The organism is Pseudomonas sp. RSB 5.4, assembly GCF_037126175.1.
Lineage (GTDB): Bacteria > Pseudomonadota > Gammaproteobacteria > Pseudomonadales > Pseudomonadaceae > Aquipseudomonas > Aquipseudomonas fluorescens_H.
In genome coordinates, this window is sequence record NZ_CP146986.1 from 1,023,568 (window position 1) to 1,041,173 (window position 17,606).

Consider the following 17,606-nt stretch of genomic DNA (forward strand, 5'->3'; position numbering starts at 1 on the left):
TTCTGGCCTCTTCGCGAGCAAGCCCGCTCCCACAGTGGATTTGCGTTGGTCACATGTTATGTGCCCGGTAACAATCCCTTGCAGGTGTGAGCCTGCTCGCGATTGTCATTAAATAAATCCTTCTCTGAGCCCCGTTATCCAGGCGCCTACCCATCAGGGAGAGGCGCTTGGTGTGGCTTGCGGTTTTTTCGTTTCAAACAAATCGCAGTTCGAAAGTACCGTACACCTCGGTAGGGTTCCCGTCGGGGTAGACAACGAAAGTATAAATATTTCGGGAGTTAATCCTGACGGCAGGATGATCGGTTGGACCGACAGTCAATGGTTTCCCTGCGGTGACTGGTCTCCATATAAAAGAGTAAGTGTTATTGGGACCGCCAGCCCCCCGCATTAATATAAAATTTACTCTTCGTATCGATTTAGAGAAGGTTGTGACGATAGAAATCGTTTTGTCACGATAAGCCTCAAAGCTCAAGGTTGCGCCGGATGTGTGCTGTTGCCGGTCCGTTCCGTCGAGCCGCTGTGTGTACAGCGCGTGGGAAAGAATCACGCTTGTGGATTTGATCGTGTAGGTGCGCACAGGGAAGGCCACCGCCTCATTCTCATTCGTGCTCTTGCCGAACGCCGCCTTGAATTCCATCGTCAGCGTGCTGCCATCCTTGAGGTTTCTCAAGCCTGCAAGGGCGATGCTCCGCTCGTAATAACCTTGATCGAGCCACTTGTCGCTGACCATTGAGGCCGGTGCCGTATGGATCTGCAGGTTGTAGTCGCTGCCATCAGCGTTCGTCCCTTTCAGGCGCAGCCAGACATATTGGCCTGTGGCAATCAACGGCCAGACGCCCATGCGATAGGTGGCATTGGCGGTCAGATTCCCTACGTTGAACTCCGGGCCCTCGCCATTATCGTCGGCGTCCTTGATGATCGGTTTGAGCAGTTCATTCTGCGGCATGCTCAACACAGTCAAATCAAAGACGAGGGACGGCAGAGGCTTGCCGTCGCGGATGACGACGTAGGACACCTTCACATCTTTGTTCAGGTTGAACGCGACCACGCTATTTGGAATCACAAACTCCCGGTTGCTGCCCAGCGGCCGAGGATCAGAGGTGTGCGAACCGCCTGCGGGCGTACCCTGTGCGCCAGTCCAGGTGGCGATGATTTCATCAGTTGGCCGCAACGCGCTGTTGTCCGGCACCACGATGGTCAAGGTGTCCCTGACCAGCAGCGGGTTGAGTGTGCTGTCGCCGTTGTTCTCCTTGATCGAGGGGGCGAGCAGTTCCAGCGCGACGCCCACGGTGAACACCAATGGATTCGAAAGGCTGGTCTCATCTGTGGCATGGCGCCAGAGCTGGTAGCGGACGGTGATCTTGCTGCCGCGGTTCGGTTCGATGTGTTGGGCGACGAAGGCGGCGTCCAGGTTGATGACCCAGTCTTGCTGGGCGGTTACGGCATTGAATGTGCGGGACCCGGATTCCTCGCCGGAGATGTCGCCCACCCACTTCCAGGTGGCCTCGTCGTTGGCTACCCATGGCTTCACCACAGGCCTGGGGATGGTCAGTCTACTGGTACCGCCGGGCAGTGTGGCCGGGTCGAGGAAGCCGTTCTGCACTCCGAGGACAATCGGGGCGTCCAGCTCGAATTTCGGTTCACCCACATTGAGCAATTTCGTGTGCAGCGACTCGCGTCTGAGGATCTCGTCGCCCTCGGCTATCAGCAGGTCGTACCACCCCTTCAGGGTTCCGCCGTCAAGGAGCTTGAGGTTGTAGTCAGCGACGGTGATGACAAAACCTTCGGGATTCTCGACTTCATCCTCCTCCGGAATGTGCCACTCCAACTCAGGCAGGAAGGTGCTGCCGTCCGGGCGTTTACCCAGCAGGAACAGCTCAATGCCCATGCCGTACTTGATGGCCGGATCGAACGGAATGCGGACGTTGATGGGTGTCTTCGTGGGATCGATGAAGTCTCCCTCGGCTTCCTCGATGATCGGTGCGGCCAGGCGGTGGGCTGCGCCGGTGACGTGTACAAACTGCCCTTTTGAGCGTAACGGGTCACTGCTGCCGCTGCGTTCCAGCCGATAGAAGAAACTGACCTGGGTATTGACCAGTTTACGCACGGCCGCAATGGACAGCTTGAACTCGTAGTTATGCGGGATATTGTCGACGGTCTGGGGCAGGGCGGTGACTTCGACTTTTTCGCCCTCCGTGGTGGTGCCGAGCATGGTCAAATGAATGATGTCATCCATCTCGAAGTCTGGCCGGGTGGCCGTGACATGCACCGTGATGTCGTTATCGCCCTGTTTATCGGCGTCGAGCTTGTTGTTGACGGCTTCTTGAACAATCGGTGCGGCCAGCAGGTCGATGCCGGTGGTGACGACGATGCGGGTTTCCTTGCACCAGTCTTCCGATTCATTGCCGACGATGTCGCGCACCTTGAAGGTGACCGCCAGACCGGCGAGGTCGGTATCACCAGCCCGTTCAATAGTGGCTTTGGAGACCGTGATTAATATCGGGTTTGCCGCTGGATCGTCGATCTGCGCCTGGGTCACCGGTGTGGAATACTCAAAAAAGCCACCCCAACTGAGATGAATGACGTCGCCCTCCGCGATGTCGGGGTAAGGCAAGCCGCTGCCGGACTCGGACCTGATGACAATCGGCACTCCCGCTTCGGCAACGTCTTTGTCCACACCGCCGTTGACGATTTCCGGGGGAATGTACATGTACAGGTTGGAGTGACCAGGGCCCGGGTCGATGTCCTGGCCACCGGGGAGTTCCAGTTTGACGAAGAGGTTGAGGGGCTTGTCCGGACGCTCTTCTTTTTGATTGGGCTGTTTGATTTCGTAGGTGAGTTCGTAAGAACCGGTCTGCAGATGACGGGGAGCCACCCACAAGAGGGTCGGTTGCTTGAGCTCGGCCTCGTCAATGATGGGACGCCCGTCGACCTCACGGCCATTGAGCAGCAGCTTGACGGAATCTCCGACAGCCTTGCTGGCCCAGACGGGGATGACGACAAGCAGGCCGAGGTCGGGAAAAGTGAACACCGCCGCCCGGTTGATTCCCCACTGGCCGGAAGGCAGGAGGCGTCCGAGCACTATCGGGTCCAGCAATGAATGGGGGGCAGAGATTTTCATCCTGGGCTGAACGAGCATGGTCGGAACTCCAAGCGAACTGTCGGGAGACAAAGGGCGTGGAGTTATTCAGCGCTGAAGATAACGTCTCTGGCTACTGTCAGAAATTACAGGTACGAGGCCTTTTCGGATGAGCGGTAAGACACGGCCCGACGGATAAAAAAGACGCTGCCCGGCATCCCTTGGCGCCTTCTGTGCCCGTCGCGGGCAGTGCCTGCAGGGCTTGAATGAGAGGGTTGCCAGCCGTACCGGCCTCTTCGCGAGCAAGCCCGCTCCCACAGTTTTAGCCGGGTGTTGCCGTAACCATTGGCTCAGCGCATACCAATGTGGGAGCGGGCTTGCTCGCGAATGCGGTGTGCCAGCCAACACCTTAAGTGCCTGATACGGCCTCTTCGCGAGCAAGCCCGCTCCCACAGTTTTAACCGGGTGTTGCTGTAACCATCGGCTCAGCGCATTTCGATGTGGGAGCGGGCTTGCTCGCAGCGGCAGTTCCTGCAGATCGGGCACCATCAAGCGGCGTGGGGTGAGCCGGGCAGGGTGGCGGTATGTTCAGGCGAATACATCCAGCGCATCAGTGAATGCCGGCCGCTGATCCCCAGTTTGATCGCCGCGCGCTTGAGATAGCTTTCCACCGTGTTGACCTTCAACTGCAACTGCTCGGCCAGCTCCGGCGCGGTACGCCCGGCGAGCAGGCCGATGCACACTTCGGTTTCGCGACTGGACAGGCTCAGGCCCAGTTGCTGTAAACGCTCGTTGAAACGCAGCCGCAGGTTTTCCAGGCCCTGTTGCGCGCCATCAGCGCTGGGCAACGGGTCTTCGGTGTTGGTCTGCTGGGGTTGCAGGGCGTGAATGTGTTTTTCCACCATCGGCAACAGCACCGGAGATATGTCCTGCAACAAACTCTGCTCCTGAGCCGAGAACCGTTGCGACTGGTCGTTGCGATACACCGAAATCACGTAGCGGTAGCCGTCCTTGCGCCGGGTCAGGTGCAATTGTGAGGCGTCGGCGCTGGCCGTGGCTGGCGGGTCCATTGGCTCGCTCGAGCGTGCGGCAATCTGTTCGCAGAATACCGTTTCAGCCTGCTGGGCCGAGTCTTTGCCGGTTTCCGGCGGGTGGCGATGGGCGGGGCGGCCCACCGGCTCGACGCGCATCTGGCGAATGTGTGTGGCGTCCACCGCCAGTTGAGTCTGGATCAGGTCATGCAGCATCCGCGGAAAGTGCCGGCTGCCGGTGCTGGCGATGACTTTACCGATGTGGGGAAACAGGTGTGAGTTCATAAACATCATCCATGAGTTGCAGGTGAAACAGTCCCATTCCTGACCTGCGTCGCGCATGTTCCCTGGTCGGCGCAATGTCAGGATGTGGATCCTATCCTAGTACAACGTTTGAAAGACGGTTTAATGAAGGTGTTATTAGCTCATAACTTCATCCACAGGATTGTGAGGTGAACCCAGAATGGCGGCCTGTCGAGATCCAGTGTGGGAGCGGGCTTGCTCGCGAAAGCGGTGTGTCAGCCATTTGAGATGTTGCCTGGAATGAACCCTTCGCGGGCAAGCCCGCTCCCACAGGGTTATGGGGCACCGCCTACCCGTAAGGCCTCAACTTGATTGGCGCAACGGTGGAGAGGGTCCTGAACCGGGCACCGTACAGTTTGATGATCGCCAAACCAATTCCCGAGACGGATTGAGTTGGAGGCTGGCAAGCCTGTGTTGTGTCGCCAGGATTGTCCGCTTCAAGTTGACAGTGAAACCCTTTTCAACCGATTTATCGGTTCCGGTTGTGTCAGTAATCTGTGCCCATGTTCAACGCAACGCCCACTACCTCAACCAAGAAAAGGGATTCAAACATGAGCACTGCAACCTACAACCGCCTCAACAAAGACGACGCCGTAGTCCTGCTGGTCGACCACCAGACCGGTCTGATTTCTCTGGTTCAGGACTTCTCGCCCAACGAGTTCAAGAACAATGTCCTGGCGCTGGCCGACCTGGCGAAATTCTTCAACCTGCCGACCATCCTCACCACCAGTTTCGAACAAGGCCCCAACGGCCCGCTGGTTCCGGAACTGAAAGAAATGTTCCCCGACGCGCCGTACATTGCCCGCCCGGGCCAGATCAACGCCTGGGACAACGAAGACTTCGTCAAGGCGATCAAGGCCACCGGCCGCAAGCAGATCATCATCGCCGGTGTCGTGACCGACGTCTGCGTCGCTTTCCCGACCCTGTCGGCACTGGCCGAAGGCTTCGATGTGTTCGTCGTCACCGACGCCTCCGGCACCTTCAACACCACCGTCCAGCAAGCCGCCTGGAGCCGCATGACCCAGGCCGGCGCACAAATGATGAACTGGTTCTCGGTCGCCTGTGAGCTGCACCGCGACTGGCGCAACGATATCGAAGGGCTGGGCAATCTGTTGTCGCAGCGGATTCCGAACTACCGGAACCTGATGAACAGTTACTCGGCATTGACCGCGCAGCAGAAGTGACTGCAGCGTTGTTAACGTGAAGGCCTGCCCTGAAAAGCAGGCTTTCTTTGTTTGCGCCGCTGCATCAGCGTTGCTAACCGTTGCAGTGAACCGAGCGCTGGCTTCTGCGGTTTTTTGATCAGACTCAGCTGGGTATTCCCTGACGTTTACGGCTAATCTGCGCACTCGCTGACGACAACAAGACAAAAACAGGAGTCACTGATGCAACCGATCCGTCTCGGTCTGGTGGGCTACGGCAAGATTGCCCAGGATCAACATGTGCCGGCGATCAACGCCAATCCCGGGTTTCACCTGGTGGCGGTCGCCACGCAAGGTAAACCCTGTGTCGGGGTGGAGAACTTTCACTCGTTGAGCGAGTTGCTGGAACACGGCCCCGAGGTGGATGCGATTGCGTTTTGTACGCCGCCGCAAGGTCGGTTCGCACTGGTGCAGCAGGCGCTGGCCGCCGGCAAACATGTGTTGGTGGAAAAACCGCCGTGCGCCACTCTGGGCGAGGCGCTGGCCCTGGTCAGTCAGGCGCAGCAACAGGGTGTCAGTGCGTTGTTCGCTTGGCATTCGCGCTACGCCCCCGGCATTGAAGCCGCCCGCGACTGGCTCGCCGGCCGCACGTTGCAAAGCGTGCAGATCGACTGGAAGGAAGACGTGCGCAAGTGGCATCCCGGTCAGACGTGGATCTGGCAACCCGGTGGTCTGGGCGTTTTCGATCCGGGCATCAATGCCTTGTCGATTGTCACCCGTTTGCTGGCGCAGCCATTGTTTGTCGAAGCCGCCGAACTGCGCGTACCGGACAACTGCCAGTCGCCGATTGCCGCGTCGATCAAGATGTCCGACGCGAACCGGCTCGACGTGCAGGCGGAGTTCGATTTCGACCACGGTCACGACGAACTCTGGAGCATCGAGATGCGCTGCGCCGAAGGGCTGCTGCGCCTGGACAACGGCGGGGCGCTGCTGAGCATCGACGGCGTGCGCCAGGCGGTGTCGGAAGAGGGCGAGTACACGGCGGTGTATCGACACTTTCAGCAACTGATTGGCGATCGTGCCAGCGACGTCGATCTGCAGCCGCTGCGGCTGGTGGCTGACAGTTTCTTCGTCGGCAGCCGAGTGGCAGTCGAGCCGTTTTATGACCCGGCACGTTGATCAGTTGAAGCGGGAGAGCTGTTGCGCGATGACTGCGAACCTGAGCGTCAGGCCTAAGCTAATGCAAAAAGGGTATTTGTTCGTCGTTTTTAAGATCGTTTAGTTTTGTCTCACGACGAATCAAACGCATCAAACCGATAGACCCCCGATTGCCATGACGGCACACGCTGAATCGATCAAAGGCTCTTCAGGTTTGGTTCACACGGGAGTGAATCATGCCGCATACCCTCGATATCACTACGCTGCCGACGCTGGATCTTTCGTTGTTCGAAGGCACCGCGCAACAGCGTTATGCATTTCTTGAAAACCTGCGTCACGCCGCGCGTGACGTCGGCTTTTTCTATCTCACCGGCCATGGCATCGACAGCCAACTGCTCAAGCAGGTGCAAGATCACGCCCGGCAGTTTTTCGGCTTGTCCGAGCAGGAAAAGGCCGCCGTCGGCATGATCAATTCGCCGCACTTTCGCGGGTACAACCGTGCCGCTTCCGAGATCACCCGTGGTCAACCCGACTGGCGTGAACAGTTCGATCTCGGCGCCGAGCGTGAAGCGTTGCCGCTGGACGCGGACAGCCCGTTGTGGGCGCGCTTGCAGGGGCCCAACCAATGGCCGGCGGCGCTGCCAGAACTAAAACCGCTACTGCTCGAATGGCAACAGGCGATGACGCGTATGGCGTTGCGTCTGCTGCGTGCCTTTGCCCAGGCGCTGTCGCTGCGGGCGGACGCGTTCGATCAGTTGTACGGCGACAAGCCCAACGAACACATCAAGTTGATGCGCTATCCAGGCCAGGCCGCCAACGCGAGCCAGCAAGGCGTCGGCGCGCACAAGGATTCGGGGTTCCTGAGCTTTCTGCTGCAAGACCAGCAGGCCGGTCTGCAAGTGGAGGTCGAGGAAGGGCACTGGATCGATGCGCTGCCCCGCGACAACACGCTGGTGGTGAACATCGGCGAACTGCTGGAGCTGGCCACCAACGGTTATCTGCGCGCCACAGTGCATCGGGTGGTGTCGCCGCCCGCAGGCAGCGAACGCTTGTCCATCGCCTTCTTCCTCGGCGCGCAACTCGATGCCGTGGTGCCGCTGTATCCGTTGCCCACCGTGCTGTTGCGTGAAGCGCGTGGCCCGGCGAGTGATCCGCTCAATCCGTTATTTCGCGATGTCGGCTGGAACTACCTCAAGGGTCGGTTGCGTTCGCACCCCGACGTCGCCCGGCGCTTCTATGCCGATGCGCTGATGCCCGCCGCACCGGCTCGCAAGACCGCCAACGCCTGATTCATCACTCGCTCAAGGACTCCGCTCATGTTGAAGAAAGCAGGTTTGACCCTGGCCGTGCTCGGCGCGCTGGTGACTTCGTTCGGCGCTCAGGCACTCGAGCCGTTGCGGGTGGCTGCCGACCCGGTGCCGCACGCGCAGATTCTCGCGTACATCCAGACAATCGATCCGCAACTCAAGCTCAAGGTCATCGAGATTCCCAACGGCGTGAACTCCAACGAACTGCTGGTGCATGGCGATGTCGATGCCAATTACTTCCAGCATCTGCCGTATCTGAAATCCCAGGAGCAAGCGCTGGGGCAGAAACTCGCGGTGGCCGCCACGGTGCATATCGAGCCGCTGGGCATCTATTCGCGCCGGCACAAAAGCTTCGCCGACGTGCCGGAAAAAGGCACCGTGGCGGTTCCCAACAACGTCACCAACCTGAGCCGTGCGCTGTACCTGTTACAGGACAACGGGTTGATCAAACTCAAGCCCGGTTTCAACGATCCGGCGGCCGATCAGGCCACGCCCAAGGACATCGCCGAGAACCCGAAACAGCTGAAGATCCTCGAAATCGAATCGCCCCAACTTCCCCGGGCGCTGGACGACGTCGATCTGGCGGTGATCAACGGCAACTACGCACTGGAAGCCGGACTGGTGCCGGCCAAGGACGCGCTGGGTCTGGAGAAGGCCGAGCACAATCCGTACGCCAACATTCTGGTGACCACGCCGAAACTGCAGAACGATCCGCGCATCGCGCAACTGGCCAAGGACCTGACCTCGCCGCAAGTGGCGAAATACATCACCGATAACTTCAAGGGTTCGGTGATCCCCGTGGTGGATGCCAAACCATGATCGTCGTCGAGCAGGTCAGCAAGACCTACCCGTCGGCGCCGACGCCGGCACTGGATCAGGTGTCGCTGAGCATTCCCGATGGTGCGATCTACGGCATCCTCGGGCGCAGCGGGGCGGGCAAGTCGACCCTGTTGCGCTGTCTCAATCTGCTCGAACGCCCGGACAGCGGGCGGATCCTGATCGACGGCGTGGACCTGCTGACGCTGTCTGCCAGCGACCTGCGCCGCCAGCGTCAGCGCATCGGCATGATCTTCCAGGGCTTCAATCTGCTGCACTCGCGCACCGTGTTCGACAACATCGCCGTGCCGCTGGAAATCGCCAACGTCGGTAAACCGTGGCGCCATGTGCGGGTGCGCGAGCTGCTGGAACTGGTCGGCTTGACTGAGAAGGCGCAAGCCTTTCCCTCGCAGTTGTCCGGTGGGCAAAAACAACGGGTGGGGATTGCCCGCGCCCTGGCCGCCGAGCCGGCGTATTTGCTGTCGGACGAAGCCACCAGCGCGCTCGATCCGGAAACCACCGCGTCGATTCTCGACCTGCTGCGCGATATCAATCGGCAACTGGGCGTGACCATCGTGCTGATCACCCATGAGCTGGAGGTGGTCAAGTCGATCTGCGATCACGCGGCGTGCATGGCTGACGGGCGTCTGGTCGAGTCCGGGCCGGTGCCGCGATTGCTCGCCGATCCGCAATCGAGTCTCGGCACTTCGTTGCGTCCCACCTGCGGCCTGCCGCTGGGCCACGACATTCCCGGTCTCAGCTTCCTCAAGCAATACGGCGTACGGGCGGCGCAGCCATGAACCGCAGCATCGACTGGAATGAAATCCTGCAACTGGTGTTCAACGCCACCGGCGAAACCCTGTACATGATCTTGCTCGCCGGGCTGTTCACGTTGCTGATCGGTTTGCCGCTCGGGGTGTTGCTGTTTGTCAGTCGGCGCGACGGACTGTGGCCGCTGCCACGCCTCAATGCCGCGCTGGGTTCGCTGGTCAATCTTGGGCGCTCGCTGCCCTTTGTGGTGATGTTGATTGCCCTGATTCCGCTGACGCGTCTGCTGGTCGGCACCACCCTCGGCAGCACCGCGGCGGTGGTGCCGATCACCATTGGCGCGTTTCCGTTTTTTGCGCGAATCGTTGAGAACGCGCTGGACGAAGTCGACAAGGGCCGGATCGAAGCGATCCTCGCCATGGGCGGCGACATCCGCCATGTGATTTTCAAAGTGCTGTTGCCCGAAGCGCTGCCCGCGTTGCTGGCGGGGATCACTCTGACGCTGGTGATGCTGATCGGTTTTTCTTCCATGGCCGGGGTGATTGGCGGTGGCGGCCTCGGTGATCTGGCGATCCGTTACGGCTATCAGCGTTTCAACAATGAAGTGATGGTCGCCACTGTGGTGGTGCTGGTCATTCTGGTGCAGGGCGTGCAGAGCCTGGGCGACCGGCTGGTACGTTCGCTGGCCCATCGACGTTAAGGAATTTTATGAGTGTCGTCGTGGCCCGCGCGCCGCTGATTCAGGTGCGCGAACTAAGCAAAACTTTTGGCTCGAACCGCGCACTGGATCGCGTCAGCCTGCAGATTCATCCCGCCGAAGTGGTGGCGTTGCTCGGTGCCAACGGTGCCGGCAAATCGACGCTGGTGAAGATACTCGCCGGCAGCCAGCGCGGCGATGGCGGCGAGATTTATGTCGACGGCCAGCCCCGGCAATTCAGCTCGCCGCTGTCGGCACGTCGGGTCGGGATTGTCGCGGTGCATCAGCAGATCAACGAGGGCATTGCGCCCGGTTTGAGCGTGGCGGAAAACCTGTTGCTCGATGAGTTGTGCAAGCCTGACGCGGACTTCTGGCTCAATCGCAAACGCTTGCTCGAACGCGCCGCGAGTATCGCGGCCGGGCTGGGTCTGGTGTTGCCGCTGGAGCAGCCGATTGAACACCTGGGTCAGGCCGAACGGCAATTGGTGGTGCTGGCGCGGGCCTTTGCCTTGCAGCCGCGTCTGCTGATTCTCGATGAACCGACGGCGGCGTTGTCGGATGCCGAGGCGCAGCGTCTGTTTGATCTGATCGATATCTTGCGCAGCCGTGGCGTGGCGATTGTTTACATCTCTCATCGCTTGTCCGATCTGCAACGGGTGGCGAATCGCGCCATTGTCTTGCGCGATGGGCGACTGGCCGGAGAATTCAGCGCGCGGCAGTTGCCCGAAGCGGTGCAGGCGATGCTCGGGCAGGCGCTGGACGGGCATGTCTACACGCCCGGCAGCGTGGGCCGAAAAGTCCTTGGTGTGCGCGGTTTGCAGATTTTGCCGCGCTCCAGGCGTTTCGATTTCGACCTGCACCAAGGCGAAGTGGTGGTGCTGACCGGGCTGCTCGGCGCCGGCAAAAGCGAGATCGCCGAAGTGCTGTTCGGCTTGCGCAAAGCCGTGGCCGGTAGCCTGCAACTCGATGGCGTGGAATGGCTGCCGGGTTCGCCAAGGGCGGCGATTCGCAGCGGTGTGTTTCTCGCAGCGGAGGATCGCGCCAGTCAGTCGCTGGTGCCGGATTTCTCCCTGCGCCGTACCCTGACGCTGCCGTTTCTGGAGCGCTTCACCCGTGCCGGTTTCATTCGCAACCGCGCCGAAGCCGCAGCGGTCGAGGCGCAAGTCGCGGCGCTGGGGATCAAGACCGCCGGCATCGAGGTGCCGATGAGCGCGCTGTCCGGCGGCAATCAACAGAAGGTCGTGCTTGGCCGCTGGCTGCTCGGAGAAGGGCGGGTGTTGATCCTCGACGAGCCGTTTCAGGGCGTCGACGTGCGCGCCCGCCGCGAGATCGGCCAACTGCTGCGCGACAGTGCCGGCGGCCGCGCGACCCTGGTGATTTGCGCCGATGTCGACGAAGCCCTGGAAATCGCCGACCGGATTCTGTTGGTGCGCGATCACGCGGTGGTCGCCGAATACCCGCGCGCCGGCCTTGAACACGCGACCCTGGTCGCCGCGCTGGCCGGCAGCGACGGTAGCGAAAATCCCTTTCACGCCACGCCAAGGAGCAGAGCGAGTGCCTGATTCGAGTTCATTGTTGTCGTCCGCTACGGCACCCGCCGAGCGCCTGTTGCACGCGCTGATCCGCTACGGCCTGTTGTGGCTGCTGGCGCTGATCGTGGTGTTTTTCAGCGTTGCGGAACCGGCGTTTTTGCGCGTCGGCAATCTGTTCAGCATCTTGCAATCGGTGTCGATCGTCGCGCTGCTGGCCCTCGGTGTGACGCTGACCATGGCCGTCGGCGGACTTGATCTGTCGATCGGTGCGGTGGCAGCGATGAGCCTGATGATCGCCAGTTACGTGATGGTGGTGCTCGGCTGGGGCGCGGTGCCGGCGGTGCTGATCAGTCTGGCCGGTGGCGCACTGGTCGGGCTGCTGAATGGCTGGCTGATCGTCAAGCTGCGGGTGCCGGATATTCTCGCGACGCTGGGCAGCATGTTTCTGGTGATCGGCGTGCAACTGATTCCCACCGGTGGGCGCTCGATTGCGGTGGGCATGACCTTGCCCAGTGGCGTGGAAACCGAGGGCTCGTTCAGTACGGCGTTTCTCGCCCTCGGCCGCGGTCGCTTGTGGGACGTGGTGCCGGTGCCGGTATTGATCACTGCGTTGGTGGCGCTGGCGGTGTGGCTGTTTCTCGAGCGTACGCGCGTCGGCCGATTGTTTTATGCGATTGGCGGTAACGAGCAGGCGGCACGATTGGCAGGCGCGCCGGTGCTGCGCTTCAAGCTGCTCGCGTATGTGCTCTCGGCATTGCTTGCCTCGCTTGGCGGATTGCTGTTGGCGGCGCGCCTGGGTCGGGGTGATGTCAGCTCCGGCAATGGTCTGGTGCTGGACGCCCTCGGCGCGGCGCTGATCGGTTTTGCCGTGCTCGGCGCGAAGAAGCCCAATGCCTTCGGCACGTTGGTCGGCGCACTGCTGGTGGCGTCGCTGCTCAATGGCCTGACCATGCTCAACGCGCCGTATTACGCGCAGGATTTCGTCAAGGGACTGGTGCTGGTGCTGGCCCTGATGTTCACCTTCGGCCTCGCGCATCGGGCGCGCTGAGCCGGTTCATTTGTCGCTGCAAGGAAGATGTATGCACGGTTCAATCAAGCAGTTCGCACGCCATTGCCTCGCCGGCGCGGTGCTCTCGGCATTGGCGTTGAGCGCTCAGGCCAAGGCATTGCCGGGTGCTCCGGCGCCGTTCGACAAGGGTCAGGTGCAGATCGCGCTGGTCGGTTATCTGTTTTCCGGGGACTTTCCCGAGGCCTATCTGCGCGGCGTGGAAAAACAGACCGAGGCGCTCGGGGCCAATCTACGAGTGTTCGATGCGCGGCAGCAGGCGGCGAGTCAGGGCGAGATGATCGATCAGGCGATCGACCTCGGCGTGGACGGGATCATCGTGCAACTGGGCCTGGCGGAAACCCTCAAGGGACCGATTGACCGGGCGATCGCCAAAGGCATCAAGGTGGTGGCGTTCGACGTCGATCTGAACAGCCCGCAAGTGACCCAGGTCGAGCAGGATCACCATGCACTGGCGCGACTGGCGCTGGATCAGGCGGTGAAGGACAACGGCACGCGGTTCGATGCCGGTTACGTGTACATCAGCGGCTTTACGCCGATGGAGCGCCGCGACGAGATCTGGAGTCAGGTTAAAAAAGCCAATCCGGGCATCATCGAGAAGGCGCGTTTCGGCACGCTCAACCCGCCGATTGCCAACTCGGTCGCGGATCAGGCCAGCGCGGTGTTGCGGGCCAATCCGGATATCAGCGTGATCTTCGCGCCATTCGACGAGTTCGCCAAAGGCGCGAAAATCGCTGTCGACGAGGCCGGGCTGGGGCGCAAGGTGAAGATCTACAGCGCCGACATTTCCACCGCCGACATTCAGATCATGAAAGAACCGGACAGCGCCTGGGCGGCGACCGCAGCGGTCAATCCGCAAGTGGCGGGGGCGATCAGCGTGCGCAGTCTGGCGATGTTGATTGCGGGCGAAAATCCTGGGCATCAAGTGCTGGTTCCACCGACCCTGATCACCCGTCAGCAGTTGCTCGATCTGGACGTGAAAAACGTCCGCGACCTAGCGCAGAAACTCCCGGCGTTCGGCGATACCGCCAATGTGGCGCGGGCCGAGTGGATTCCTGTGGCGAACTGAATGCAGCCGTTATCACCGGGTGACGCGTTTGGGAGTGAATATGCACAACAAAGCCATGCGCTTGCGCAACAGCCGCGCACCCAAGGCTGACCCGGCGCTTGGTCAACGCTTGCCGCCGGGGCAGGTGTTGACGGAGCGCTTCCCGATTCTCCACGAAGGCACGGTGCCGGAGTATGAATTGGCAACCTGGTCACTGCGCCTGTTCGGCAAGGTCGGACGTGTCGTCGAGTTGAGTTTTGCTGACCTGCAAAGGTTGCCGCAGCGCGAGCTGCAATGTGACATTCATTGCGTGACACGCTGGTCGAAGTTCGACACGCAATGGAGCGGGGTGCATCTGCAGGATCTGCTGAGCGAGTTCGGGATCCAGCCCGCTTCACGTTTTGTCATGGCCCACGCCGATCACGATTACCAGACCAACCTGTTGCTGGACGACCTGCTGCACCCGGACAGCCTGCTCGCCACCCACTACGCCGGCCAACCCTTGACCGCCCAGCACGGCTGGCCGCTGCGACTGGTGGTCGCCGGGCGCTACTTCTGGAAAAGTGCCAAATGGCTGCGCGGTCTGGAGTTTGTCGACGAAGAACAACCCGGGTTTTGGGAGCGCAACGGCTTTCACCTGCACGCTGATCCGTTTGCGGAACAACGCTTCAGTGCGCAGGCCCTGGACATCGCCGCGGATGCCTGGCTGGAAAAGGAATTCGACTGAGGTTTTGTGCTTGTCTGCAGGCAACATCTCGAGTGATTGGACTGGCCTCTTCGCGAGCAAGCCCGCTCCCACATTGGATCTGCGGTGGATGAAAGCAATGCGTTCACCCCGATCAACCTGTGGGAGCGGGCTTGCTCGCGAAGGGGCCAGCCCAGTCGATATTTTCGGCGACTGAACGATAGCTTTCGCGAGCAAGCCCGCTCCCACAAGGTGCAACATTCATGCTTGAGTTAGTTGCTGCTTAGTTGAGCTACTGTTGTTCTGGCAACACTTGTGTTGGACTAAATACAGTTAATCAGCCCGATCTAACCTAAGTGTTATTGGTTCTTTTACGGCAAGCCTCAGCCCGTCTAGCATCGGTGTTCAAGGGGAAATAACTAACTTTGGGGATTCTGCGCTTAACCAACTCAAAACGTTTAACCAGCCTTCACCGCCTTCCTGATTTCTAAAACTACAGCAGACATTGCCGTGCATTGATTGCCGAACCCTTATTGTCGGCGACGGCCGGGTATTAGCTGCGATAAAGGAGCTGTCCCATGTATCAGCGTTCCCGTTCATTACTGGCCATCGCGGTGGTCGGTGCGATCTGGCAACTTCCGGCGCAAGCCGAAGACGCTTCCTCACGCGTTGACGATGACACACGGTTGGGTACCGTGCTGGTCACCGGCACCCGTGGCACTGCTCGCACGGTGCTGGATTCTCCGGTGCCGGTTGACGTGTTGACCGCCGCCGACCTCAAGTCCACCGGCGCGGCCGACGGTGAGTTGGGTCAGGCGCTGCAAACGTTGCTGCCATCGTTCAGCATGCCGCGTCAGTCCAACTCCGGTGGAGCCGACCATGTGCGCGCCGCACAGTTGCGCGGCATGAGTCCGGACCAGGTGCTGGTGCTGGTCAACGGCAAGCGTCGCCACACTTCAGCGGTGGTCAACGACTCGTCGAAAATCGGTCGCGGCACGGCACCAGTGGACTTCAACTCGATCCCCATCAGTGCGATCAAACGCATCGAAGTGCTGCGCGATGGCGCCGGCGCGCAATACGGTTCCGACGCGATTGCCGGGGTGATCAACATCATCCTCGACGACGCGCCCGAGGGCGGCGAAGTGTCCACCAGCTACGGCGCGTTTCACACCCATCAGGACGCCATCGGCAGAACCACCACCGACGGCCAGAACAGCGTGACCACTGCCAAGATCGGCACGCGCCTGGGCGAAGAGGGCGGGTTCATTCGTGGCGGCACCGAGTACAAAAATCGCAACCCGACCAACCGCGCCGGTTTCGATGGCTTTGCCGATACCCCCGACCAGCGCAACTATGTGATGGGCGATGGCTTGGCGCGGGACGTCAATCTGTGGTTCAACAGCGAGCTGCCGCTGGCCGGCGGCAAAGCCTACAGCTTCGGCACTTACAACCAGCGCCACACCACTGGCGCCGAGTTCTATCGCTACCCCTACGAGCAACCGCAGTTCTACCCCAACGGCTACCTGCCGCAGTCGCTGGGCGACAACAAGGACATTTCCGCCACCGCCGGCTTCAAAGGAATGATCGGCGAAGACTGGGACTTCGACAGCAGCGTTACCCATGGCCGTAACCGCTTCGACGGATCCACCCGCCGCACCCTCAACGTCAGCCTCGGCGAGGACTCGCCGACCAAGTTCGACACCGGCGATTACGAGCTGCGCCAGACCACCACCAACCTCGATTTCAGCCGCGAGCTGCGCTTGGGCGGACGCTCGTTCGTGCTGGCGCTGGGCGGCGAATATCGCTACGAAAACTACCTGACCTACGCGGGTGACGAGGCCTCCTACATTGGCTCCGGCGCTGATGGCGCCAACGGTCTGCGCCCCAGCGAAGAGTCGGACCTGGACCGCAACGTGTTCGCGACTTACGCCGAGTTGTCGGGCGATCTCACCGAGCGCTTCTTCGTCGACGCCGCCACCCGCTGGGAACATTACGACGATGCCGGCAGCAAACTCACCGGCAAGCTCAGTGGTCGCTACAAACTGACCGAGCAGTGGGCGCTGCGCGGTGCGGTGTCGAACAACTTCCGCGCGCCGTCGCTGGCGCAGAGCGGGTTCCAGAACACCACCAGCAACTTTGGCGAAGGCGGCACGCTCACCGATATTCGCGTGCTTTCGGTCAACGACCCGATCGCGCGTGCGCTGGGTGCGCAAAAGCTCGATCCGGAAACCTCGAAGAACTTCAGCCTCGGCCTGACCTTTCAGCTCAACGAACGCTTCGATGCCTCGCTCGATGTGTTCCGCATCGACGTCAAGGACCGCATCACCCTGTCGCAGCGCATCGGCAGCGACGCCATGGAGCAATACATCAACGACAACTTCGGCGTGGCCGGAGTGCATGACGTGAACTTCTTCACCAACGCCGCTGACACCAGCACCCACGGCGCCGAACTGGTGCTCAACTATCACCAGCCACTGTATGAAGGGACGTTGGGCCTGACCACCGCGTACACCTACAACCACACCAAAGTCACCAGTACCAAAGGCACGCCATCGCAACTGACGGCGTTGGGTATCGGCAACGATGCACTGGTCGGCGTTGAAGAAACCAACACCCTGACCGATGCCGCACCCAAGGATCGTTTCGTGTTTTCCGCCAACTGGGCCAGCGAACATTGGGGTCTGCTCGGGCGTCTGACCCGTCAGGGCGAAACTACTCGGGTGTTCGATTTCGGCGACTCGCAACCGGAGCAGACCTACGGCGCGGTGTGGCAACTGGACGCCGAGGTGACCTACAAATTCACCCCGAAATTCAGCGTCGCCCTGGGCGGCAACAACCTCACCGACAATTACCCGGAACGCTCCGGCTCGGCGATCAACTACGGCGGCAACCTGCCGTATGACGTGCTGTCGCCGATCGGCACCAACGGCGCGTACTACTACGCCAGCGCCACCTACGGCTTCTGAGCCGATCC

Annotated in this window: 13 protein-coding genes; 11 read left to right on the forward strand and 2 right to left on the reverse strand. The window is 60.8% G+C overall.

The window, feature by feature from the left end; genetic code table 11:
• Positions 1-193: 193 nt before the first annotated feature.
• Complete coding sequence (locus V9L13_RS04315) at positions 194-3,139, reverse strand: hypothetical protein (RefSeq protein WP_338801603.1); 2,946 nt, start codon at positions 3,137-3,139, stop codon at positions 194-196.
• Positions 3,140-3,627: 488 nt separating this feature from the next.
• Positions 3,628-4,395 carry a helix-turn-helix transcriptional regulator gene (locus V9L13_RS04320; RefSeq protein ID WP_338801604.1) on the reverse strand — a complete coding sequence of 256 codons (768 nt, stop codon included), beginning with the start codon at positions 4,393-4,395 and terminating at the stop codon, positions 3,628-3,630.
• A 569-nt stretch (positions 4,396-4,964) separates the two neighbouring features.
• On the opposite strand from V9L13_RS04320, the gene ycaC reads away from it, so the two are divergent.
• The 11 genes from ycaC (at position 4,965) to V9L13_RS04375 (ending at position 17,598) form a co-directional block, all read left to right on the forward strand.
• Positions 4,965-5,597, forward strand: a complete 633-nt coding sequence (gene ycaC, locus V9L13_RS04325) for an isochorismate family cysteine hydrolase YcaC (RefSeq protein ID WP_007966399.1) — start codon at positions 4,965-4,967, stop codon at positions 5,595-5,597.
• A 201-nt stretch (positions 5,598-5,798) separates the two neighbouring features.
• The gene (locus tag V9L13_RS04330; RefSeq protein ID WP_338801605.1) at positions 5,799-6,734 is read left to right on the forward strand and encodes a Gfo/Idh/MocA family oxidoreductase; all 936 of its coding nucleotides are present in this window, start codon (positions 5,799-5,801) and stop codon (positions 6,732-6,734) included.
• A 215-nt stretch (positions 6,735-6,949) separates the two neighbouring features.
• Positions 6,950-8,002: an isopenicillin N synthase family oxygenase gene (locus V9L13_RS04335; protein WP_338801606.1), complete on the forward strand. Its 1,053-nt coding sequence runs from the start codon at positions 6,950-6,952 to the stop codon at positions 8,000-8,002.
• A 27-nt stretch (positions 8,003-8,029) separates the two neighbouring features.
• Positions 8,030-8,839 (forward strand): MetQ/NlpA family ABC transporter substrate-binding protein, encoded by an 810-nt coding sequence (locus V9L13_RS04340; RefSeq protein WP_338801607.1) that lies wholly within the window; start codon positions 8,030-8,032, stop codon positions 8,837-8,839.
• Complete coding sequence (locus V9L13_RS04345; protein ID WP_338801608.1) at positions 8,836-9,636, forward strand: methionine ABC transporter ATP-binding protein; 801 nt, start codon at positions 8,836-8,838, stop codon at positions 9,634-9,636. The genes V9L13_RS04340 and V9L13_RS04345 overlap by 4 nt, the downstream gene beginning before the upstream one ends.
• A gap of 8 nt (positions 9,637-9,644) precedes the next feature.
• Complete coding sequence (locus V9L13_RS04350) at positions 9,645-10,304, forward strand: methionine ABC transporter permease (protein WP_256617482.1); 660 nt, start codon at positions 9,645-9,647, stop codon at positions 10,302-10,304.
• An 8-nt stretch (positions 10,305-10,312) separates the two neighbouring features.
• Entirely contained in the window at positions 10,313-11,863 is a 1,551-nt protein-coding gene (locus V9L13_RS04355) for a sugar ABC transporter ATP-binding protein (RefSeq protein ID WP_338801609.1), read from the forward strand.
• On the forward strand, positions 11,856-12,881 hold the full coding sequence (locus V9L13_RS04360; RefSeq protein ID WP_338801610.1) for an ABC transporter permease: 1,026 nt from the start codon (positions 11,856-11,858) through the stop codon (positions 12,879-12,881). The genes V9L13_RS04355 and V9L13_RS04360 overlap by 8 nt, the downstream gene beginning before the upstream one ends.
• Positions 12,882-12,912: 31 nt before the next feature.
• Positions 12,913-13,968: a substrate-binding domain-containing protein gene (locus V9L13_RS04365; RefSeq protein WP_007966380.1), complete on the forward strand. Its 1,056-nt coding sequence runs from the start codon at positions 12,913-12,915 to the stop codon at positions 13,966-13,968.
• Between the two features lie 40 nt (positions 13,969-14,008).
• A complete protein-coding gene (locus tag V9L13_RS04370) occupies positions 14,009-14,674 on the forward strand; it encodes a sulfite oxidase-like oxidoreductase (protein ID WP_003224252.1) in 666 nt (221 codons plus the stop codon).
• A gap of 536 nt (positions 14,675-15,210) precedes the next feature.
• Complete coding sequence (locus V9L13_RS04375) at positions 15,211-17,598, forward strand: TonB-dependent receptor (protein ID WP_338801611.1); 2,388 nt, start codon at positions 15,211-15,213, stop codon at positions 17,596-17,598.
• Positions 17,599-17,606: the final 8 nt, after the last annotated feature.